This is a genomic window from Bacteriovorax sp. PP10, from assembly GCF_035013165.1.
In the GTDB taxonomy this organism is placed as follows: Bacteria; Bdellovibrionota; Bacteriovoracia; order Bacteriovoracales; family Bacteriovoracaceae; genus Bacteriovorax; species Bacteriovorax antarcticus.
On sequence record NZ_JAYGJQ010000002.1, the window covers coordinates 1134601 to 1156374 of the forward strand.

Annotated in this window: 25 protein-coding genes; 8 read left to right on the plus strand and 17 right to left on the minus strand. The window is 39.6% G+C overall.

Annotation, left to right across the window (positions count from 1 at the left end; genetic code table 11):
• The 3 genes from SHI21_RS15625 to ahpF all read left to right on the plus strand — a co-directional run bounded on the left by SHI21_RS15625 (position 1) and on the right by ahpF (position 2783).
• Positions 1-417: an iron-sulfur cluster assembly scaffold protein gene (locus SHI21_RS15625; protein WP_323577752.1), complete on the plus strand. Its 417-nt coding sequence runs from the start codon at positions 1-3 to the stop codon at positions 415-417.
• Positions 418-576: 159 nt separating this feature from the next.
• Complete coding sequence (gene ahpC / locus SHI21_RS15630) at positions 577-1146, plus strand: alkyl hydroperoxide reductase subunit C (protein WP_323577754.1); 570 nt, start codon at positions 577-579, stop codon at positions 1144-1146.
• Between the two features lie 77 nt (positions 1147-1223).
• Positions 1224-2783, plus strand: a complete 1560-nt coding sequence (ahpF, locus tag SHI21_RS15635) for an alkyl hydroperoxide reductase subunit F (protein WP_323577759.1) — start codon at positions 1224-1226, stop codon at positions 2781-2783.
• Positions 2784-2854: 71 nt separating this feature from the next.
• Here ahpF and SHI21_RS15640 read toward each other — a convergent pair whose 3' ends face one another.
• Positions 2855-3073, minus strand: a complete 219-nt coding sequence (locus SHI21_RS15640; RefSeq protein WP_323577761.1) for a hypothetical protein — start codon at positions 3071-3073, stop codon at positions 2855-2857.
• Positions 3074-3293: 220 nt separating this feature from the next.
• Here SHI21_RS15640 and SHI21_RS15645 point away from each other — a divergent pair, with 220 nt between their 5' ends.
• On the plus strand, positions 3294-4166 hold the full coding sequence (locus SHI21_RS15645) for a polysaccharide deacetylase family protein (RefSeq protein WP_323577762.1): 873 nt from the start codon (positions 3294-3296) through the stop codon (positions 4164-4166).
• Here the strand turns inward: SHI21_RS15645 and SHI21_RS15650 are convergent.
• Positions 4155-5042 carry a lipid kinase gene (locus tag SHI21_RS15650; RefSeq protein ID WP_323577764.1) on the minus strand — a complete coding sequence of 296 codons (888 nt, stop codon included), beginning with the start codon at positions 5040-5042 and terminating at the stop codon, positions 4155-4157. The two genes, SHI21_RS15645 and SHI21_RS15650, sit on opposite strands and share 12 nt — an antisense overlap.
• Here SHI21_RS15650 and SHI21_RS15655 point away from each other — a divergent pair, their 5' ends adjacent.
• Positions 5043-5825, plus strand: coding sequence for a metallophosphoesterase family protein (locus SHI21_RS15655; RefSeq protein WP_323577766.1), 783 nt, complete (start codon positions 5043-5045; stop codon positions 5823-5825).
• Positions 5826-5833: 8 nt separating this feature from the next.
• On the opposite strand, the gene SHI21_RS15660 is transcribed toward SHI21_RS15655, so the two are convergent.
• From SHI21_RS15660 to SHI21_RS15685, 6 genes are all read right to left on the minus strand, one after another.
• Entirely contained in the window at positions 5834-6235 is a 402-nt protein-coding gene (locus SHI21_RS15660; protein WP_323577768.1) for a hypothetical protein, read from the minus strand.
• 19 nt (positions 6236-6254) lie between these two features.
• On the minus strand, positions 6255-6647 hold the full coding sequence (locus SHI21_RS15665; RefSeq protein WP_323577772.1) for a hypothetical protein: 393 nt from the start codon (positions 6645-6647) through the stop codon (positions 6255-6257).
• 87 nt (positions 6648-6734) lie between these two features.
• Positions 6735-7463, minus strand: coding sequence for a murein L,D-transpeptidase catalytic domain family protein (locus tag SHI21_RS15670; protein ID WP_323577775.1), 729 nt, complete (start codon positions 7461-7463; stop codon positions 6735-6737).
• A 41-nt stretch (positions 7464-7504) separates the two neighbouring features.
• On the minus strand, positions 7505-8218 hold the full coding sequence (locus SHI21_RS15675) for a murein L,D-transpeptidase catalytic domain family protein (RefSeq protein ID WP_323577776.1): 714 nt from the start codon (positions 8216-8218) through the stop codon (positions 7505-7507).
• 207 nt (positions 8219-8425) lie between these two features.
• On the minus strand, positions 8426-9868 hold the full coding sequence (locus tag SHI21_RS15680; RefSeq protein WP_323577777.1) for a UdgX family uracil-DNA binding protein: 1443 nt from the start codon (positions 9866-9868) through the stop codon (positions 8426-8428).
• Positions 9869-9872: 4 nt separating this feature from the next.
• On the minus strand, positions 9873-11129 hold the full coding sequence (locus SHI21_RS15685; protein WP_323577779.1) for a putative DNA modification/repair radical SAM protein: 1257 nt from the start codon (positions 11127-11129) through the stop codon (positions 9873-9875).
• 223 nt (positions 11130-11352) lie between these two features.
• Here SHI21_RS15685 and SHI21_RS15690 point away from each other — a divergent pair, with 223 nt between their 5' ends.
• On the plus strand, positions 11353-12930 hold the full coding sequence (locus SHI21_RS15690; protein ID WP_323577780.1) for a HAMP domain-containing methyl-accepting chemotaxis protein: 1578 nt from the start codon (positions 11353-11355) through the stop codon (positions 12928-12930).
• On the opposite strand, the gene SHI21_RS15695 is transcribed toward SHI21_RS15690, so the two are convergent.
• From SHI21_RS15695 to SHI21_RS15710, 4 genes are all read right to left on the minus strand, one after another.
• Positions 12931-13326, minus strand: a complete 396-nt coding sequence (locus SHI21_RS15695) for an MAPEG family protein (RefSeq protein WP_323577782.1) — start codon at positions 13324-13326, stop codon at positions 12931-12933. It lies immediately after the preceding gene.
• A 10-nt stretch (positions 13327-13336) separates the two neighbouring features.
• A complete protein-coding gene (locus tag SHI21_RS15700) occupies positions 13337-14404 on the minus strand; it encodes a flavodoxin family protein (protein ID WP_323577783.1) in 1068 nt (355 codons plus the stop codon).
• A gap of 59 nt (positions 14405-14463) precedes the next feature.
• On the minus strand, positions 14464-14745 hold the full coding sequence (locus SHI21_RS15705) for a hypothetical protein (protein ID WP_323577784.1): 282 nt from the start codon (positions 14743-14745) through the stop codon (positions 14464-14466).
• Positions 14746-14850: 105 nt separating this feature from the next.
• Positions 14851-16275, minus strand: a complete 1425-nt coding sequence (locus SHI21_RS15710) for an OmpA family protein (protein ID WP_323577786.1) — start codon at positions 16273-16275, stop codon at positions 14851-14853.
• Positions 16276-16380: 105 nt separating this feature from the next.
• Here SHI21_RS15710 and SHI21_RS15715 point away from each other — a divergent pair, with 105 nt between their 5' ends.
• Complete coding sequence (locus SHI21_RS15715) at positions 16381-17112, plus strand: TerC family protein (RefSeq protein WP_323577787.1); 732 nt, start codon at positions 16381-16383, stop codon at positions 17110-17112.
• 68 nt (positions 17113-17180) lie between these two features.
• Positions 17181-18137, plus strand: coding sequence for a hypothetical protein (locus SHI21_RS15720; RefSeq protein WP_323577788.1), 957 nt, complete (start codon positions 17181-17183; stop codon positions 18135-18137).
• Positions 18138-18224: 87 nt separating this feature from the next.
• Here SHI21_RS15720 and SHI21_RS15725 read toward each other — a convergent pair whose 3' ends face one another.
• From SHI21_RS15725 to SHI21_RS15745, 5 genes are all read right to left on the minus strand, one after another.
• Positions 18225-19064 (minus strand): glycosyltransferase family 2 protein, encoded by an 840-nt coding sequence (locus SHI21_RS15725; protein ID WP_323577789.1) that lies wholly within the window; start codon positions 19062-19064, stop codon positions 18225-18227.
• 56 nt (positions 19065-19120) lie between these two features.
• Positions 19121-19267 carry a hypothetical protein gene (locus SHI21_RS15730; RefSeq protein ID WP_323577790.1) on the minus strand — a complete coding sequence of 49 codons (147 nt, stop codon included), beginning with the start codon at positions 19265-19267 and terminating at the stop codon, positions 19121-19123.
• Between the two features lie 8 nt (positions 19268-19275).
• A complete protein-coding gene (locus SHI21_RS15735) occupies positions 19276-19839 on the minus strand; it encodes a type 1 glutamine amidotransferase domain-containing protein (protein ID WP_323577791.1) in 564 nt (187 codons plus the stop codon).
• 9 nt (positions 19840-19848) lie between these two features.
• Positions 19849-20991 carry a Gfo/Idh/MocA family protein gene (locus tag SHI21_RS15740; protein ID WP_323577792.1) on the minus strand — a complete coding sequence of 381 codons (1143 nt, stop codon included), beginning with the start codon at positions 20989-20991 and terminating at the stop codon, positions 19849-19851.
• Between the two features lie 98 nt (positions 20992-21089).
• Positions 21090-21572, minus strand: a complete 483-nt coding sequence (locus tag SHI21_RS15745) for a hypothetical protein (protein WP_323577793.1) — start codon at positions 21570-21572, stop codon at positions 21090-21092.
• Positions 21573-21774 lie beyond the last annotated feature (202 nt).

The following is a 21774-nucleotide window of genomic DNA, read 5'->3' on the forward strand; positions in this document are numbered from 1 at the left end:
ATGTCTCAAGAAATAGAGAGAAAAGGGCAGTGCCATAATCCATTGTACGGAGATAAGATTGCAATCTCTATAATGAGTAAAGATGGCATTCTTCAAAGTATAAAAATTTTGCCTACTGGATGCAGTATTTCTGCGGCCTCTGCTTCTCTTATCGCGGACCTGATTGAAGGGAAAACGATTGCAGAAGTTGAAGAGTTTATCACGTCAGTGAATGAGCACTTTTCTCTAGTGAATGCACATAAAGAATGGCCGAAAAAATTAAAGTTTTTATCACCATTAAGACGCATTAGAGAAACCCCCTTTAAAGATTCCATGCGTGCTGATTATCAGGGTACTGCAAAAGAAGCCTTGAAAAATTATCAATCCTCGACAAAAATAGAGGACAGTGATAAAGTAGAAACGCGAAAAGACACTTAAATTGCTATGTGATAATAGTTACTTGCCAATGAAAGTCCATAGATTTAACCTATCGCTCAAGAAACAAAATCAATTATCTCTATTTCTAAAAACCTCCTATACTGAATAGGAGAAATATAATTTCTTAGTAACAACCATTATTCTAAAAAGGAGAACACAATGGCCGCAACGTTAATCAACACACAGGTACCTGAGTTCAAAGCAAACGCGTACCACAACAATGATTTCATCACAGTTACTGACAAAGACCTTAAAGGTAAATGGTCAATCTTCTTCTTCTACCCAGCTGACTTTACATTCGTATGTCCAACTGAGTTAGGAGATATGGCAGATAAGTATGAAACATTCAAAAAAATGGGAGTAGAAGTTTACTCAGTATCTACAGATACTCACTTCACTCACAAAGCTTGGCACGATACTTCTGAAACAATTAAGAAAATCAAGTACCCAATGCTTGCTGATCCTACAGCAAACCTTTCACGTGCTTTCGGTGTTCATATTGAAGAAGAAGGTCTTTCGTACAGAGGAACTTTCTTAGTAGATCCAAACGGAAAAATTAAGTTAGTAGAAATCAACGACAACGGAATCGGAAGAAACGCTGACGAACTTCTAAGAAAAGTGCAAGCTGCTCAATTCGTAGCTGCTCACCCGAACGAAGTATGTCCAGCTAAGTGGACTCCAGGTGCAGACACTCTTAAACCAGGTCTTGATCTTGTAGGTAAAATCTAGTTTTTAGATTTTTATATAGCGAGGGTCGCGATGAATACCGCCGCCCTCGCTTCTTTCGAAAATAAAAAGAGGCAAATATGTTAGACAATAATATTTTAGATCAATTGAAATCAGTTTTTGGAAAATTAGAAAAGAATGTTGAACTTGTTTACAAAGCAAGTGAGCACGCTGATCAAAAATCTCTGGTGGAAATGCTGGAGCAAGTTGCTTCAACTTCTGAAAATATTACCGTAAGACCAGCTGTGGGCGACCACAAAGCAGCTTACCCTCAATTCCATATTGAGTATGAAGGTAAAGAAAACGGAATCTACATTAACGGGATTCCAACTGGACATGAGTTTACAACTCTTATCCTTGCAATTTTAAACTCTGACGGAAAGGGGAAATTCCCTGACGACAGCGTACAGTCTAGAATTAAAAGACTAAAAGGGCCGATCGTTATTAAAACTTTCGTTTCACTTACATGTGAAAACTGTCCTGATGTTGTACAAACATTAAATCAAATGGCCGTGATCCACGGAAACTTCAAGCACACGCTTGTCGACGGTGGATACACTCAAGATGAAATTAAAGCCTTAAACGTTCAGGGTGTTCCGAGCGTAATGGTTAATGATAAATTAGTTTACTCAGGACGACTTAACTTAATCGATCTTCTTACAGCACTAGAAAAAACATTCGGTACTGAAGATGCAACTCACGCAAAAGTCGTGAACGCTGACCTTGGAAAATTCGATGTTGTCGTTATCGGTGGTGGACCTGCTGGTGCCGCTGCTGCAATCTACACTGCAAGAAAAGGTCTTAAGACTGCTCTTCTTGCTGAGAGAATCGGAGGCCAGGTTCAAGACACGAAGGGGATTGAAAACCTTATTGGGGTTAAGTACACAGAAGGTCCTCAGCTTGCGGCCCAATTAAGTGGACACATTGCTGAGTACCCAATCTCAGTATTCGAACACAGACGTGTTGAAAATATTGTGAACGGAACTGAAAAAATCATCACTCTTGAAGGTGGAGAAAAAATCACTGCTAAAAACATCATTGTTACAACTGGTGCAAAGTGGAGAGAGCTCAACATTCCAGGTGAAAAAGAATATATCGGACGCGGAGTCGCTTTCTGTCCACACTGTGACGGCCCATACTACAAAGGTAAAAAGATTGCCGTTGTTGGTGGTGGTAACTCAGGTGTTGAGGCCGCAATCGATCTTGCAGGTATCGTAAAAGAAGTTATTTTATTCGAGTTCATGGATACACTTAAAGCGGATAAGGTTTTAGTTGATAAATTAAAATCCCTTCCAAACGTTTCAATCGTAACTGAAGCTCGCACAGCTCAGGTTATCGGTGACGGAACAAAAGTTGTCTCTCTTGAATATGAAGATAGAAAAACGAAGAACATGATGAAAGTTGATCTCGATGGGATCTTCGTTCAGATCGGTCTTCTTCCAAACTCTGGTTTCATCAAAGACATTGTTGAAACAACTAAGTTTGGAGAAATTATTGTAGACGTTAAAGGTAGAACGAATGTCCCGGGGATCTACGCCGCGGGAGACGTGACAACTACTCCGTATAAGCAAATCATTATTGCAATGGGCGAGGGAGCTAAAGCGGGACTTGCTGTGTTTGAAGATCAGATGTTGCTGTAAGATTTAGCGTCGGTACTTTTTTTGAAACTCATTAGAGGCCCGCTTTTATGCGGGCCTTTCTTTTTTCCTATCTATCTTTCGTGCGAAGAAAAAATAGCCAGACTTTTAAATTTGATTTCTGATGGACTCGCAAAACTAAAAGATGAAGCGCTCAGACCTATCAAAAGAATAGAAAACTTTATCCAGGTTAATGTTTTGATCTGTGGAAGTGGAAGAGTGTGTTGATAATTAGCAGCTGAGAATTTTTTAGAAGCAAGAGTTTGTTCAAAGTGAAATTGTGATCCGTACATGTGTGTCTCCAGTTTTGTTAAGTTTGATATTTACAAAGCAATGACTGGACCAAATTTATCAACTTTGAATTCCTCATATTTCTCATCTCTTAGTAAAAAGAAAGAGAGTCGACCATTGAATGGGTGTTCTTCTATCGAAATAAAGTGTTCTTAAAGAAGAACGATTGTATGTAAGAAAATGTGATTTCCCTCAAATCCGTTTATCCCTCACACTAGTTAAATGAAAACATTAATACTTATCTCTTTATTAGCTTTTAATACTTACGCTGCCGACGACCGTCAGTTCCCGGACCCAGATCAAATTTACATACCTGGTAAAGATATCGGTTTCTCTAAATACTTAACCAAGTCTTTAAGAGCAACTAACAAGATCGCCCTGACTTTTGACGATGGCCCAGATGTTAACTTAACTCCAAAATTATTAGACACGCTAAAAGCATACAATGTGAAAGCAACATTCTTCATTCTTACTGAGAGAATAAATGCGCAAACACTTCCCATCATCAAGCGTATGGTTGCCGAAGGTCATAATGTGGCCAGCCATCACCATGATCACATCAGCAGTGATAATAAAACTGAAACAGTCTATAGAGCTGGATTAAAAAAATCTATCCTGGCAACCGCTGGCATCATGGAAGAAGAAAACTCTCTTAATAGAGAAGTTTACTACCGCTTCCCATACGGAGCTTATGGTTCCAAAAAACTTGCTTATCACCATATGAACGTTATGAAAGACGTTTCAAAAGAACTCTTTGGCGACAACTGTATTAATTTTGTGTTCTGGGATATCGATACGGCAGACTGGTTAGAAACAATCACTTCGGCCGAGATCACTCAAGGTGTAATGGCCAATTTTTTTGGTGGGACAGCTTATACTTTCGAATATAAAAACGGAAAGTACATCAAGGTCAAGTACACGATCAAAAATCCAATTGGTGGGGGAGTTTCTCTAATGCACGATGTGCACGCTCATTCAGTTGCAGCTGTGCCAATGATGCTTGAGAAGTTCAAAGAAAAAGGAATTGAAGTTGTGCCTCTTCAGGAAGTAGAGGAGTTTGCTTACAATGGAAAGGAATGTCGCTTAAAGATTTGATCCTTCCGATTCTGGAATTCGTAAAAGCAATGCACTTCTGTGAACTTTAAAAGTAGCAGGAGTGCGAGTCTGAATATCACCATCCACATCAATCTTTAATATTCTTCTGGTTGTCAGCTCAATTGTCTCGGCTTCAAATAAACTCACATCATGATCTTTTTTATAACGGCCACTAATCAGTGCAGGAATAAGAAAAAATCCCTGCCACCATTTAGCGACTTCAGTGCTAAGAGCATGGAGTTTACCATCAAGAAGAGAAGCATCGTGTTTTACAGTTAAACCATTTCCGTAGTGGCGACCATTGCAGACGCTGATTTGCCAGCTTCTACGAGTATAACTTTTTCCATCAGCAAGAATATTTAAACGAAACGGGCGAATCTTTGTTGAAAGATAAAAAGCAGTAAGGACGAAAGCAAAAGCGCCCAAGTATTTCTTTAGCGTAGCAGGGACTCTTGTATTTACATAAGTACTAAGGCCCAGACCCACAACATTAACGAAGTAAATGTTGTTCACTAACCCAAGGTCAATTTTCATGTTCACACCAAACTCAATTACGCGTAGAGCTTCAGCGATATCGTAAGAAAGATTGTAGTGACGTGCGAGATTGTTGGCCGTTCCCAAGGGAATAACGACTAAAGGGACCTGAGCTTTGACTAAACTTGGAAGGACTTTATTAACGGAACCATCGCCACCACCCACAATAACGTAAGAGATTTCTTTCGCGTATTTTATGATCAATCCGTTAGGATCAGTGCTTTCCTGATTCGGGTCATTGATGATAGAGTAACCTAAGGTCTGTAAATGCTCAGACGCGAGCGTGATGGACTCAGCTCCACGACGGGATTTAGGACTAATTAGCAGAAGGACTTTTTTCATATGAGCTCCGATAGAAAAACTCTTAATATCATCCATTTTTCCGATCTGCACTTTGGTCGCATTCAAGATCAGGTGTTGAACGATCTGGATCAATACCTGAAAGACAACCAGGATTTAATCAATCTGGTGATCTTAACAGGAGATCTTACCCAGAGAGCAAAAAAAGAGCAATTTATTGCTGCAAAAGAATTCCTCTCAAAAATCAAAGTCCCGGTGTTTGTGGTGCCTGGAAATCACGATGTCCCTTTGTATAATTTATTTCTAAGGTTTTTTACTCCTTATTCACGCTTTAAAAAGTATATGGGTAATCTGATTAGCAATTACTACGAAGACGAGAACATCGCCATCTTTGGTCTCTGGACGGTGAATCCGTTAAGAGTGCAGGAGGGGAAGATTTCGGAGTCTGACATCCTCGCGGTGACAGAAAAGTTTAAGAAAGTTCCTGATCATAAAATTAAAATCCTGGCAGGCCATCATCCGATTGCTACATACGAAGAACCAAAAATTAAAAAGCTTTTTGAAAAATTGATCGAATTAAAACCAGATTTTTTAATGTGGGGCCATGACCATCAAAGCAGCATTAAGTACTTTGATGAAAAAACCAAGATGCTTCCTTTAATGATGGCATCAGGAACGACGATCTCTTCACGAGTGCGAGCAGAGGCCAACAGTTTTAACCTTATCACTATCATGGACACAGACGTCAATGTGAAGACCATGGCACATATGGAAGGGAAGGGTTTTTTTGTGGCCGCTGAATTTAATGGGACTTTAAATAGATAAGTTCGTTATTAATTCCAACCAATAACATTATAGCCTTTATCGGCCAGGCATTGATTCACATAACGATGCTTCACTTGATCGGGAGTGAGAGAACCTGAAACTGCACCACCAGTACCACCGATAGCTGCGCCTCTTGCGGCACCACCACCAATGTCTCCGTAAAATGCTCCGGCCACGGCACCCATCGCTCCACCAACTGCTGCACCAAAGCCTGCGCTCTTCACAATCTTTTTTCCTTCAGATGAATCAAGATATGTATCAGCATCTTTTAAGCATTGATCGATATCAGCTTCAGAAGCTTCTTTACCTTTTGCCTTCAAGGTTTCATTCGGATAAAGCTTTGGTCTTGAGGCACATGAAGCTAAAGTGAAAGACAAAATAATGAATAGAATGATATTTTTAGTTTTCATAAAGCGATTCTACCATAAATTAATGTTCCCAGCCTACAATCTGGTATCCACGATTAACGAGACATTGATTAGTATAGTTTCTTCTGACTTGTTCCTCACCAGACAGGCGTCTGCTTCCGCCGCCACCTACACCAACACCAAGTCCGACTCCAGTACCACCACTACCGAAACCAAATCCGATAGCAGTTCCAATAGAGGAGCTGTCAGCACTTTTACGTAATTTTTCACCTTCAGGAGTTTTTAAATAATCTTCTGATTCTTTTAAACACTCATTGATATCAACTTGTGCTTTTTCGTTGCCTTTATCTTTTAAGGTTTGATTTGGATAGAGTTGCGGTCTGCTAGGAGTAGATGAGCAAGAGCTTAGTGCGAGAATAAATAAAGACAGGGTGATAATTCTTGATAACTTCATGACTAATCCTTGTTATCGTCCAGAATATCGGACTGTCTTTATTCTAAATTTTAATTGGCCACTTCACCAGTCGATTTGCGTTAGACATTACCCGTCTGCATAGATCAGAGATCCATCTTTAATGGTATTAATGACATCAGCTGCATATCTCACTTCCAGGGCCGGGCAACCATAGCTTCTACCGATTAATGAAGCTTCTCTCACGTAACTTGCCCCGTGAATGACAATGGCGCGAGAGCGGGCCTTAGAGTTCGTAGACGATAAACCATCAAGGCGAAGTGAATACCCGTTATCTCCATAATAAGTTTCAGCAGTCAGGTAAAAACCGACTGAACTCATATTTGAGCCTGATGTATTGGAGAACTTCGTCGCGTATCCATCATAATCTGGGTCTGAGTTTTTTCCATGGGCCGTTAGGTATTGTTCAACATCACCTGACTGCATGTTGATGAGATAAAAACGTTTTTTAGAATTGTGTTGTTTGAAATCAATAACCACGATGTAGTTTTTATTTTTGATCTTAGAAAGATTGGCATCGTAGTAGGTAAGAGTTTTTAAAAGTAGAGCAGCAGGAACAATTTTTTCCTGATCTACATAGGAGTATTTTTCTGCAATGGTCTCTGATCCTTCACTTGAACCATTATCAACCGGTGGAACTTCAGGTTGTACCACTGGAGGTTTTGGTGTTGGTGCCGGGGTTGAACTCCCTCCAGTCGCGGGACGTTTTGCTCCTAGAGCAAAAGCATTGTGAGTAATAAATAATAAACAAAGAGCAATAAAAACTGAACTCAGTCTGTGCGTGTAATTAGGCCTCATGCCATCTCTCCTTAAACTTCATGTTATTGTGCCTTCGAGGATTACCCGTCGGCGTAAATTAACGAACCACCTTTGACTGTATCAATGACGTCGGCCGCGTATTGCTCTTCCAGAGCAGGGCAACCATAGCTTCTGCCGATTAACGAGGCATCTCTCACGTAACTTGCTCCGTGAATAACAATCGCGCGAGAACGCGCATTTGAGTTCGTAGAAGACAATCCATCCAGGCGAAGTGAGTAGCCGTTATCTCCATAATAAGTTTCGGCAGTCAGGTAAAAGCCAACTGAACTCATTAATGAACCATCAGTATTAGAAAATTTCGTCGCATATCCATCGAAATCAGGATCAGAGTTTTTTCCATGAGCAGTTAAGTACTGTTCAACATCACCTGTATTCATATTGATTAGGTAAAAGCGTTTTTTAGAATTGTGTTGTTTGAAATCAATCACGATGATGTAGTTTTTATTTTTAATCTTGGATTGATTAGCATCGTAATAGGCAAGCGTTTTAGAAAGTAGAGCAGCAGGAACTATCTTGTCATGGTCTACGTGTGAATATTTCTCTTCAATAGTTTCTGAAGAACCTCCAGAATCGCCGGATGGAGCTTCTGGAGGCCTTAGAGATACAGAGTCTGAAGTTGAACCATCATCAACCACAGGACGTTGTGCACCTGAAGCAAAAACAGTGTTAGAAATAAATAAAAAACAAAGTGCTATGAAGACTGAAGTCAGTCTCAGTGTATATTTGGGCCTCATGCCTTCTCCTTTAACATAATGTAGTGATTGGGAGAGTTGCAGGTGAGAGGCCAGAAAATGAAATAAAAATTTTTGTATTTTGAGGTGTTTTGAAGTCGGGGTGTCCCCGAAAGGATTACTCAGTTATTGTTTTGGGATTGAAATATCACCGAGGAAAAGGGTTTGCACTTATTAAGAAGGCGGCCGTACTAAACCGCCATCTCAATACTAATTAAATGCTGCTTGAAGAAAATTTGAATTTTTAGCAACTAAAGACAACGGTTTCATTTCTAACAAATCTTTTAAATCAGAAATATCATTTAAAAACTGAACTAACATTCGCTCTTGTTCTTGCAAGTCAGGCATTCTCAAAATCGCCGAAGGGTGAGGCAAGATAATCGTATAATCAGACAATGATGTCTGAAAAACTTTCCCATGCGAGTCATGCACTTTCATTACTTTTCCAAATACCGACTGAGCAGCACTCGCTCCAAGACAAACTAAAATTTTTGGACGTATCATTTCTAGTTCAGCTTTTACCCACGGTCTGCAGGCAGAAATTTCAAATGAAGAGGGATTGACGTGCTTCTTAAACCCATCTTGATCTTTCCATTTAAAAGCTTTAACTGCATTGGTAAGATAAACATCCTCACGTTTAATATCTGCCTCCTCAAGAGCTTGCATAAATAATCTTCCCGCAGGACCAACAAACGGCGACCCCGCAATATCTTCTTCAAGTCCCGGCTGCTCTCCGACAAAAACGATATCCGCGTTTACTGGCCCCTCGCCAAAAACAGGATTAGTCGCTTTAGAGCAAATCGTACAAGCAGAACAATTAGGTAGAGCAGTTCTCAATTCTGAAAGTGAGCTCACATTAACTGGAATACTAGCAACGGCCGATGTTCTTTGTGTTTCAATAAATCTATCTACCATGTACGGTGCCTCTTTAATAAGTCCATCTATTAACTGTGCTTCAGGCAAGGTCGCCCAGTGGCGGACCGGTAATTCGCTTTTCATCATTTTTACTTTTAAGCGTGCGGGATTGAATGTTGAAGCGTAGTACGTTTTCCATAACTCCTCCGTTTCGTCATAAGCTTCGGCCTCTTTCTGAGAAATCCCAGGGCCAAAACTTAATTCATTATTTATCCAACTCATAGACTCATCTTCGGTGAAGATGATCCAGTTCATGCCGTTAAAGCGATCTGTAAAAAATGGAGCAGAAAGTTTAAGGATACGATGATCAGGACGGTGCCAAGCCATGTAAATTGATTCGTCATTGTGTTTAATCTCCTTAAAGCGCACGAAGGCGTGCATTTTGTGCAGATCACGGCCGACGAGTTTCATACGTCTATGAAAGTCGAGAACGTCGTTATCAAGCGGGTTATCCATTAATTTTTTTTGTTCGTAAGCAATTCTGTAAAGTAAGCGATAAAGTAGAGACCAGGTAGAGTCATCATTGTAAGTAGAAACAAAAGCAGCATCTTTAATAAACTCACGTGGTATCTTTACAGTAGAAGGTTTTTGTCTATGATCATCTGGCATACAATCAAAAAGAGATCCAGTAGTAGTAGTTTGCCAAACAACGTCTTCGAAATGGATCTTATCTTCAAGCAAAGTCCTTGCATTTTTCCTCCATGATTCAAATGTAGGTTCAATGGATACGATTTTCATAAAATTAAAATTCTCCTGTCACGCTGACAGGAAGGCTCGAAAATAAGTCGAGTTGTACGTGAACCTCGGGCCTGAAGTGTTTTGCGAAATGTAGTGAGTCTAGCTGGGTAACAGGTGGGTTGTAATCTTGCGTGACTACAAATGGCCTGATCTTATCTAAGTGCACGCGCATCTTTGATAAGTCAGTTAGACGAATTTTTTGGAACTTTCTGGTCGCTAGGATTTTATCTACATTACGCACACCCAGGCCCGGGATGCGCAGGAGAATGTCTCTTGTGGCCACGTTCAGATCAACCGGAAAGCTAGCACGATTTCTAATGGCCCATGATAACTTGGGGTCCATTTCTAAATCTAATTCCGGAACATCAGCAGGCAATACTTCGTCTACATTAAAACCATAAAAGCGTAGTAACCAATCAGTCTGATACAGACGGTGCTCACGAATCATTGGAGGGCGGCTTGATGGCAGATCGGGGCTCGCGTCTGGTATCGGACTGAAGGCACTGTAGTACACGCGCTTTAAATTATAATTTCCATATAGGTTAGAAGCTTTTGTCATGATGTCGCGGTCACTCGATTTCGTTGCCCCAACAATCATTTGAGTCGACTGGCCACCAGGAGTAAAAAGAGGAGCAAGCTTGAAAAGTTTATGCTCCTCTTTATTCTCAACAATCCTATCTTGAATTTGCTCCATCGATTTTTCAATCTCGGTGTGTGTTTTAGCTGGAGCAAGTTCATTGAGATCTGTTTGTTTTGGCAATTCAATATTGGCGCTCATGCGATCAGCATACAGACCTGCTTTGTTCAGCAATTCTTGAGAGCAACCAGCAACCGCTTTTAAATGAATGTATCCACCAAACTTGTGATCAACACGAAGTCGGCGAGCGATCTCAATCATCTCTTCCATTGTTTCATCAGATGAGCGGGCGACACCTGAGCTTAAAAATAATCCTTCAATGTAATTTCTTTTATAAAAATTCATCGTAAGGTTCACAACTTCTTCAACTGTAAACTTCGCGCGCTTAACCTGGCTTGAAACGCGATTCACGCAATAGCTGCAATCGTAGATACAGATGTTAGTTAACAAAATCTTTAAAAGAGAAATACAGCGTCCATCTGGAGTGTAGCTGTGACAGATTCCAGAACCTTCCAAACTTCCAATTCCACCTTTTTCTGCGGCCCTCTTTACGCCACTTGATGCACATGAAGCATCGTATTTTGCGGCGTCGGCCAAGATTGAAATTTTGTCTTTTAGTTCCATTTCTAAATGCTAATTGAACTTTTTTAAAAAGAAAGCGTAATTTTTGCGTAACTTTAAAAATTGAAGAAATTCAATTATTTAAGGCCTAAAAAAAATAAAATTTGTTCTTGTTTTCGAGATTGATCACACTATATAACCAATGTTTATAAACATTTATCTAGCATACCTAAAGGAAAGCTTAATATTGTCGAGAAGTGGGGAGTTATTAAAAAGCGGGGTATGTGTGTTTAAAAATCTTAGTCTGAAAGCAAAATTACTTATCTTGTGTGGGACACTTTTGTTCTTCACTGTGGTTATCGGAGGAGTGAGTTTTTGGGGGATCAAGAAAATTGATTCTCACTTAGATAGAGTGGCCCACGTGAGTCTTCCCAATATTAAGTCGGCCGATTCAATGTATCTTACTTACAGTAAAATTCGTATTGCTTTAAGAACTCTTGGGTTGCCTGGAATTTCCAAAGCAGAAGAAGATCTGTCTGTAAAAACAGTTCTGGATTTAATTGAAAAGTATGAAATAGAAAATAAAAAATATATGGTAACGCCTTTTTCTCCAGGAGAAAAAGAGTTGTATGACCGTGTTGATCAAGACTGGAAAAATTTTAAAGCAATCGGGGTGAAAGTTTTAACACTTCAAAAATCAGGAACAGCAGAAGACAGACAAAAGATGTTAGAGATTTTTTTAAAAGACTGTCCAGAGGCAGCAGCAGTTTATAATAGAAGCATTATGGCGCTGGTAGATTTTCACCAGAAAAATGCAGCAGAGTGGGTTGCAGAAGCATCGAAAGATGGAGATTTTGTCGAAACCATCCAGAATGTTATTATGTTCATCGGTGTGTTTGGCGGTCTGGCAATCGGCTACTTTTTTGCGATCTCGATTTCAAGAATGCTTAATCAGATTTCAAACAATCTATCTCTTGGATCAGATACAATCGCCAATTTTACCAATGAAATTAATGCTGCCAGTATTTCTTTAAATTCAAGCATCACTCAACAGGCAGCGGCCTTACAACAAACGACTTCAGCAGTTGAAGAGACAAGTGCTAGTGTTGTGAGCAATGCCGATAATGCAAAAAGATCAGCAGAAGTTTCTGAGCATAGCAAGACCAGTGTGCACAATGGAAAGATGGCCGTTGATGAAGTCATTAATTCAATCAGCCAGATTTCTATGAGTACGGAAAAAATTAAGGAAGAAATTGATCAGAGTAATAAAGAAATTGCAGAAATCGTCAATGTGATTAATGAGATTGGAGCGAAAACGAAAGTGATTAATGATATCGTTTTCCAGACGAAACTTTTATCTTTCAATGCTTCGGTTGAAGCTGCAAGAGCAGGTGAGCATGGTAAAGGATTTTCTGTCGTAGCAGAAGAAATTGGAAAACTTGCTCAGATGAGTGGTAGCTCCGCAAAAGAAATTTCAGAATTATTAGAAACCAGTATTGAAAAAGTTCAATCGACAATTGAGAGCTCAAAAAAACGCATCAACTCTCTTATGATGTTAAGTAAGGATAAAGTTGAAATGGGAACATTGACTGCCAAAAAGTGCAGTGATGCTCTTGATGAAATTATTATGAACGTTAATAACGTTGACCAGATGATTTCAGAAATTTCATCGGCCAGCCATGAACAGTCTCAAAGTATTCGTGAAATTACTAAGGCCATGAGTGAGATTGATAGTGCTTCTCACCAGAATAGCTCGTCTTCACAGCAAGCAAGTGTGGCAGCAGGAAGTCTTGGAAATCAAGTTGATGATTTCCGAGACCTAGTCGTCCAATTGAATACTCTTATTAGTGGAAAGGCAGCGTAATTAAAAAAGTGCTGATAGCACCATGATGATTCCGACAAAAGAAATGACCCATACGAATGTACGTACGCCGGGAATTCCGGCCGCGTACAATGGGACATAAAGAAGTCTTGCCCAAAAATAAAGCATGGCCCCAATAGAGCTACTGCTACTTTGCATTTGGGTTATTTGCACGATAACGATGGCCACGATAAAAAATGGAAATGTTTCCATGAAATTTTTAAAGGCCCTATCCATTCGGCCAGCAACGCCAGTGAGTTCTGGAGCTTTTTCATCGCGAGGTGAAAGATTCCATTTGATTCCACGTTGAGCAGTTGAGAGTTGTGTTGCTATTAATAGTTGAACGATTCCCAGGATTGCAGAGTAAAAAAGCATTTTTAATTCAATTGATAAAACCATTTTTTATTCCTTATTTTTGCATCGGATGTTCTAGACCAACATCTGGTTGAACATAACGGGCACTTCTATTCATTTCAATTTGTTTCACTAGACTTAAGGCAGCTGTCTCAACTTCAATTAAAAAGTCTGGTCGCTTGTCTAACTCTTCATGGCTTTCAGCATAGGTGCCATAATAACCGATATAGCTTGAAGCTCCGGCCCCTGCTTGAATAAGTTGCAAGTCAGTCATCCAGTCAATCAGAGTTCGTCTAACATCTTGTACACCAGTGCTATCGCCGTGAACGACAACTGAGAAAGCTCTTCCTGCAAGATGCTTAGGATAATCCCAGCCTTTCATTTCTAATTTTTTTGCAAGCTCCGGATCTTTTCCGTGAGTCTTTGTAGGATCTGTATTTCCTCCATCAGCACAAACCATTCTATCCATCATTGATTTGAATGAAGTGGGAACTTGATACCAGTGGACAGGGGAGATCACTAAAATCCCATGGGCCTCAACCCACATTTTATAAATGTCGGCCATCCAGTCATGAGTTTGATCGAGAGCGTGGTTTGGGTAACAAGAACAAGGCCAGTGGCATAGAGGCATGGCCGTTGAAACACAACCTTTACAAGGATGGATAATTTTACGGTATTCAGAAGTCATATTACTTAAATCCAAAATTTCAAAATCAACTCCTGCTGCTTCAATAACTTCTTGCGCGTGAGTAAGCATGCGGTAAGATTTCGACATTTCACTTGGGCATGTATGTTCATTTCGAGGAGAAGCATTAATGATAAGAATTTTTGAAGGACTTCTTGCATGAAGTACAGCAGCTTCCATTAAACGGTTTCTGGTGTCGAGCCATTCAACTGATAAGTCGTAATTTGGATCGCTAAACTGAGGCCCTGCTTTTGTTGTAATAGGGGCCTTTCTCCCTTCGTTGTAATTTTCAAAAGCGATGTCGGCCAGTCTTTCAATTTCTGTATCCATCACTCTGAAGCGAGGGTCATAAAAAGATTTTTTAAATTCAGTGAAAAAAATTTCTTTGGATAGGCGATGGTCAGGCTGACCTTTTCTGATTTTTATATTTCCAAACATGCAGTACTCCCGTGATGACTTATGTCCGTCATAGAGTTGTATTGCAAAAAAGAGGCCTGTTAGTCGTCGGAATCAACCGGACGAATAGTATAAATCACTTCATTGCCTTTATAGTTTGGATTTTTTTCTCTGGCAGATTCTTCAAGTATATCTTTGTCTGACAATTTAATAAGCTCATCAGTTAACTGGCGGACAATTTCTTTTTGAAGGTGGCGGTCGCGACGATTTTTTTCTTGCGGAGAGCGCTTACTTTTCTTTTTATCCAGCTGTAGACCTTTTTCAATGTCACTAGCGCTGGTAAAGGGGTCGAGGTTTTTCTTTAATTTAGCTTTCTTAGACATTTATAAATCATACAGCATTCCCTAAATTCTTTATAGGGATATTTTATACCAAAAAGCCCCGCTATAAAGCGGGGCCTTGAGTTTTTTTATTTGAAAAAAATAAACTTATTGTCTTGTTGTTTCAGAAGCAGGTGCACCTTCTGGCTTAATAATAATATCTACACGACGGTTTTGAGCTCTCCCGCTAGCAGTTTTATTAGTAGCAAGTGGTTTTTGGTATCCATAACCCACAGCTTCAATTTTAGATGACTCTTCAGACATCCCACCACCGTTAGTTTGAAGGTAATTTTTTACGGCCTCAGCTCTGTTTTGAGACAGACGGTCGTTAACTTGTTTTCCACCAACTGAATCAGTGTGACCTTCAACAATGACGTTACTTGCTCCAAAGTCTTCCATTACTTTTTGAACTTTAGAAAGTAGTTCTTTATTTTTTGGTTGGATTGTTGCTTTTGCGCTTGGGAACTCCATACCTTTAAGACGGATTAAAAGAGCGTCACCTTGTTTGTAGACTTCAGCTTCATTTGAAGCAAACTCTTTTCTAGCAGCTTCATATTTTTCATTGAAAGCTTTTTCGGCCTCTAGTTTCTTTTGTTCAGCTTCTAATTTTTGTTGAGCTGACATAAGAGCAACGTTTGTATCAACTGATCCCTCAAGTGCATTTTGAGTTGCATCCAGTTCACCCTTTACGCTGCTAAGTTGGCTTTCTTTTGCAGCAACTCTTTGACGCTCTTTTTCCATTGCTAAAGCTGTTTCTTCTGAAGAAGTTTTATTCGTTCCTTTAGCTGTGCGGTTGATATTTAAAGCGTGCATTGCAGCTTGTTTTGTTTCAGCAGCACGAGCTTCAATCGCAATAGTATTGTGACGGTTTGCTGTAATGTACGCTTCTGTGTCTGTGTAGCTTTTTTCTGCAATCGCTAAAGTTCTTGGAGCAAATTTCTCTGCTTTTTCTTTTTTAGCAAGAGAGATTGTGTTTCTACTTTCTCCCAGGTTTTTTTCCTTAATTGCTTTTAATTCCAGCTCAAGGTATTTCTTCTGAAGATCGGCACGCTCTTTAGTCGCTGAGCTTAACTTATTTTTTTCGATGTCTTTTGTTACATCTTTAAAGTCTTCATCAGCTTTCTTCATTTCTTTACCAAAATAAGAAGGAGCACCTGCCGTTACAGCAGCTTGTCTTGCAGCAATAACATCTTCGATGTTACTTCGAGCGACATCAGCAACCGCATTTGCATTAGCAAGGTAAGCGTTACCAACGGCAATTTCATGTAGAACTTTGTCTGTGTCTTTACCTTTAGACTGCATCTTCTTAGCATCCATCAATGCTTCATTTGCTTCTTGAAAGTTTTTTGGTGAAAGAACGTCAACTTGGTTGGCCTGAGCGGTCTTGACGTTGTTTTCAAGGTTGGTAACTTCCTCCGTCGCATTTGCAGTAACGGGGTAATCTTGGACAACTGGCCCAGAACTACACGCTGCTGCAGCTGTAAGAACCGTTGCCATTAGTAGTGCTTTTCTAAGATTAGGGAATAATTTCATGTGTTTTTCCGGTTAGGGTTAATGTCTACATAAACCACTTTGCAAAGGTAATGCCGTCACACTAGAATACTTAAACAAAACACTTGGTTAAATCGGAGAGAATGAATGTTTGGATTTTCTAATGAGATTATTATTGCGCTATTTACATTAACGATGATGGAAATCGTTCTTGGTATCGATAACATTATTTTTATCGCTATCTTGGTGGCCCGTCTTGATATTAAAGATCAGGCAAAAATTCGAAATATTGGAATTGGATTGGCCCTTGTTATCCGCATCGGACTTTTATTCTCAATCAGCTGGGTAATGACGTTAACTGAGCCGTTGTTTACAATTTTGAATTATTCGTTTTCTGGAAGAGATTTAATTCTTCTTGGTGGGGGATTATTTTTAATCGCCAAATCAACTTTTGAAATCCACCATAAAGTTGAAGGGGATCCTGAGCACGCTCTTCCTGATGATGCAAAATCGACGAAAAAAGCAAGCCCGGGTGGAATGCTCGCACAAATTTTAGTACTGGATATCGTCTTCTCACTAGATTCTGTTATTACAGCTGTCGGTATGGTTAGCCATGTCGGAGTTATGGTGGTGGCGATGATTATCTCTATGGTGGTGATGCTGGCGTCTGCTGGAAAGATCAGTGCCTTTGTTGAAAAACATCCAACAATTAAAATCCTTGCCCTGTCTTTCTTAATCCTGATCGGGGTTATGTTAGTAGCAGAGTCAATGGGACAACACGTTTCAAAAGGTTATATCTACTTTGCCATGGCCTTCTCATTAGCAGTTGAGTCACTAAACATTAGATATAGAACAAAGAACCGTGTAAAAAACTCATAGCACCATGGCAGATTAAATCGAATCCCTTATAGTGCCGCCCAGGTGTGCGCTATTAGGGGTAAGTTTAAATGAAGTGTTCAAAATTAATTTTGATTAGTTTTCTGTCGTTATTGCAGGTCTCAGCAATGTCCGCTGAAGTTGACCAGTTTACAAGAAGTGATGAGTTTTTAGCGGACTCTTCCGCGCTTTTAAATACCAATGCTAATAAATCTATCTCACAGGCCATTAAACTCGCTAACAGCGAAGGAAAGGGCTGTCGTGAAGAAGTTCTTTACGATGAATTAAAAGTGTATTTTGCCAATCACACGAAAGGTAAACTCGTCATCGATTTGATCGAAAATCCAGCGTACTCAAAACGTCACATTGAAATTAAAGATTCTATTTTCCAAGACTGGACAATCTGGGATGGAGTGGGTCTGGGGTTTACGTTGATATCATCAAATGGTGTGACAATGTCTGATATTATCAGGGTGGGGGAGCAGGAAGTAGGCGTCGATAAATTCGAGCATATGTTTGGACAAGGATTTAACTATTTCAAGAAAAATTATCTTAAGGGTAAAGGCGAAATAGCAGCTGTTAAGAAAGGAATTTTTGGAGAGAAGTTTTTATTAGGTGGACAAAAAATCGGTAACGGAGTTTTTAGTTATGGCGATTTAAGTGCTAACTTTAACGGTATGAGATTTTGGAATCATGTTCTGCAAAAACATGATGATGTCCTGGGAGCAGACCGCAATCTTGGGCCTTATGTTTCATGTGTAAATGATAAATGGGTAAAGGCAAAAGAAGTTGATTTCAAAAATTATATTGATGAATCGATGAACGAGTCTATTAACTGCTCAAAATACCCTTCAAACAACACTCTTCAAAAATTGAAGAATCGTTTAAAGATTATGGGTGTTACTTGTCCAATGAATCAACAAAAACTGGATGATCTTCAAGTGAAGTATCGTCAAATGGCAAAATGGATCATCAATATGGATGGGCCAGGTGAAGTAAAATACTTCAGAGAATTCAAAGATAAGTAATTAATTTTTTCGCATCATCAAAAAAGAAATCAGGCGGATGAGTTATACTAAAGTATCTTCTCTCCGCTACTTTCCACAGACAGTACCCTATAATAAGACGGTAAGATCAATACTCGCAAGCTCACTTTGTATTTCATCAAAACTTTTTTGATTCTCATACTTAATATAACTTTTTAGAAGCAGCTCACTCTTTTTTAGAATCACATTTTTAATAAGTTCTTTTTGACTCTCATTGGCCAAAGGTGATTTGAAAAGATTCACTAGTGATTTAATTCTCCAGTAATCCATTGCGACGAACTTTGTAGATAACTGATCTGCATGCCCCCCATGCTTTTCAATCAGTGGGGTCGAGATGAAGGCAATGTTTTCTGTCAGTAAAACTTTTAACCATAGATCATAATCTTCACAGACGATAAAGTTTTTATCAAAACCTTGATGTTTTAAAAAGAGCTCTCTTTTTAAAATGACTGTAGAAGGAGAGATGATACAAAAATCCAGTGAACGAACAAAAATATTGTCGTTACTTTTTAAATGCTTAACTTTCGGATTCACGCGTACGCCATTTCTAATCCATAGCTCTTCACTATGAAGAAAGTTATAGTCAGGGTGCTCGTTTAAATACTTCATCTGAATTTCTAGTTTATTAGGCATCCACTCGTCATCAGAGTCCAGAAAACTAATCCACGATCCAGCACTGGCAAAGGCCGCAAGATTTCTTGCTGCACTTACTCCGTTATTGTTTTGAAAATGTATTTTAACTTGTGAGTGATTTTTGTATTTCTCTAAGACGGCCTGAGTGTCATCAGTTGAGCCATCATCGACAATATGAAGAATAAAGTTTTTATAAGTCTGGGCCAGGACAGAGTCGATAGCACGAGTCATGACTTGGGCACGATTAAAAGTGGGGATGATGACATCAACTAACATAAAAATTCCAGGTACGATAACTCTGTAGAAAGAGTTATCGTACCATGGAAATATTGTTATTTCGAGACGTAAAATTGCTCAATGAAGTTTCCTTGAAGTTCATGGTTGATAGCAAAAACTTTCACACTGAAAAAAAGAAGAATGAGTGCAAGGATAACTGCAAGCGCTCTAAATACAGGTCCTGTTTTCTCTATCTTTTGCATAGAAACTCCTATTTTCTCTTGGGGGTTGCTGCAAACCCTTCAATCATTTTCTTATTAAAGGCCGGGATGTCATCAGGGCTTCGGGAAGTAATCAGATTGTCATCAACAACCACTTCACGATCCACCCAGTTTGCTCCGGAGTTGGTTAAATCAGTTTTGAGTGAAGACCACGACGTCATGGTTTTTCCTTTTGTCATACCTGTTTCAATCAAGACCTGAGGGCCGTGGCAGATGGAGGCAATAGGCTTGCCTGCACTGACAAACGATTTTACAAAATCGACAGCTTTTTTATCATTACGTAGCTTATCTGGATTCATCACTCCACCGGGAATCATCAGAGCATCAAACTGCATCTGGTTGGCGTCTCCAACGACTGCATCGACATGAATGCTTTTTCCCCAGTCGGTTTTTTTCCATGCTTTAATGTCGCCACTTTTAAGTGAAATGATATTGACCTTGGCACCTGCATCTTCAAGTGCTTTTTTCGGTTCAAATAATTCTGACTCTTCAAAACCATCAGTTGCCAGAATTGCGATTCTTTTATTATCTAGTTGGTGTTTAGCTTCAAACATATGAGCTCCTTAGTTATGAGTTTTAGTCGGACTATGGGCATGATAAAGTTTTCTTTTTCTCACCCCAGGTCGAACAAATTTTTGTTTTTGAGTTGGATGCTTATTTTTTTGTACCGGCTCAAGAGAGATAGGGGCATTCGTGTGAATAGAGGTTAAAATCGCCTCGATAATTTTCACATCGGCCATTCCTTCAATTGAGCTTGGTTCTGGATCACGATTCTTTTGAATACAATCAGAAAAATAAAGTAGCTCAGCTGAGAACTGATCGCGCTTCTTAAATTTTTTCGTGGTCTTTTTCATGTCATCTTTTGATTTTAAAAAAGTCCTAAGTTCCATCGGTGCCGCATACTCATAGGCATTTTCTAAGCGTATACGCCCTTTCGTTCCAATGATCTCATAGTCTGAAGAATCAAAGGCCCCAAAACTCACTGTGAAGGCCGCAAGTTTTTCATCGGGGAATCTAAGGACAGCAGAAGTGATTTCTTCTGTGTTGATAAATCGTGGGTCATCACTGGTTGCCGAAAAAGCAACCACTTCAATCGGCTCAGCTTTAAAGAGGTATCTGGCCGCATTGATACAATAGATCCCAATATCATAAAGAGCGCCACCTCCAACCGAAGTGGGTTGAAGACGAATATTTTTTTTATCTTTTACCTGATAACTAAAAGTTGAATTGAAAAATTTTAGTTCTCCCAAGTCTCCACGACGACACATCTTAATTGCTTCAAGATTGGCAGCTTCAAAATGCAGGCGGTAGGCCACCATCATTTTGATACCATTTTTTTTCGCTGCTTGGTCCATATAGAGACAGTCTGAATGAGTGACGGCCATGGGCTTTTCACAAAGAATATTAATTTTATATTTTGCTGCCAGCTCGACAATCTCTCTGTGGTGATCGTTAGGTGTGGCTATATAGAGAGCATCGATTTCTTTATTCTGAAAACATAACTCCATCTCGTCATAAAGATAGGTATTATGAACCTTGTACTTTTTAGCGAGGACTTTTAGTTTTTGTTTGTCTTCTGAAATGAGAGTGGTTAATTCCGAGTTCATTGAAGCATTTTTAAAGGCAGGAAGAACTGCTGACTGAGCGATGCTACCAAGTCCCACGACGCCGTAGCGGACTTTTTTGGTGCTTGTTTTCTTTTCCATGAAAACTCCTTGTTAAATATAAAAATAGGCACAGGATCATTCTTTTATTTTTCCATCAATAAAAGAATGATCCTGTGCTGGTTTAATTAAAATTTTAATTAATCGCAGGCCGAAATTGTGTAGGGTTTAGAGAATATAAAATTCCCTGATTGCCCCCCTCCAGGTTCAATCACTACCAGATAGAAGCTAGTAGGGTAAACCGAAGTCACGGAGTCATACTCCAGACATTCTCCAGATCTATCATGTTTCACACATTCTTCTTGGGTGTATGTGCGACTGATGGTTACATTTCTTGATTCAAGCTCACTGCAGATATAGTCTTTGTGTGGGCCTGTCGGTGAATCGACAACGACCTGACGATAAGACAAACAATTGGTAACAGGAGTCTTACTTTTAAACTCTTCATCCGTAAAACATGCATTAAATAACCCCTTCGGGCCAAAAACACCTGCAAAGGTCGGTTGTTGGATTTGGACTTCAGTGCTGGATTTGATTGTTTCCCAATTGTCTCTACCAGTGATTGAAAAAACACTAGCTGATATAAGAAAGACGGTTAAGGCCACCATCATTTGCGTTTTCATCGAGACTCCATCTTCTTTTTCAATAATCCATCATTGTAAAACAACTTATCGCCTTAGATGTATAGAGCAAGTGAAATGCCAAGATTCAAGTAATAGGAAATGCACAACTGTTGCGGAGCGAATTTGCTTGAGTAGGGAATTTTGACGTGGAGATTTAGACAAGAGTCCATTGAGTGGCACCCAAATTGCTTTGTAATTGATG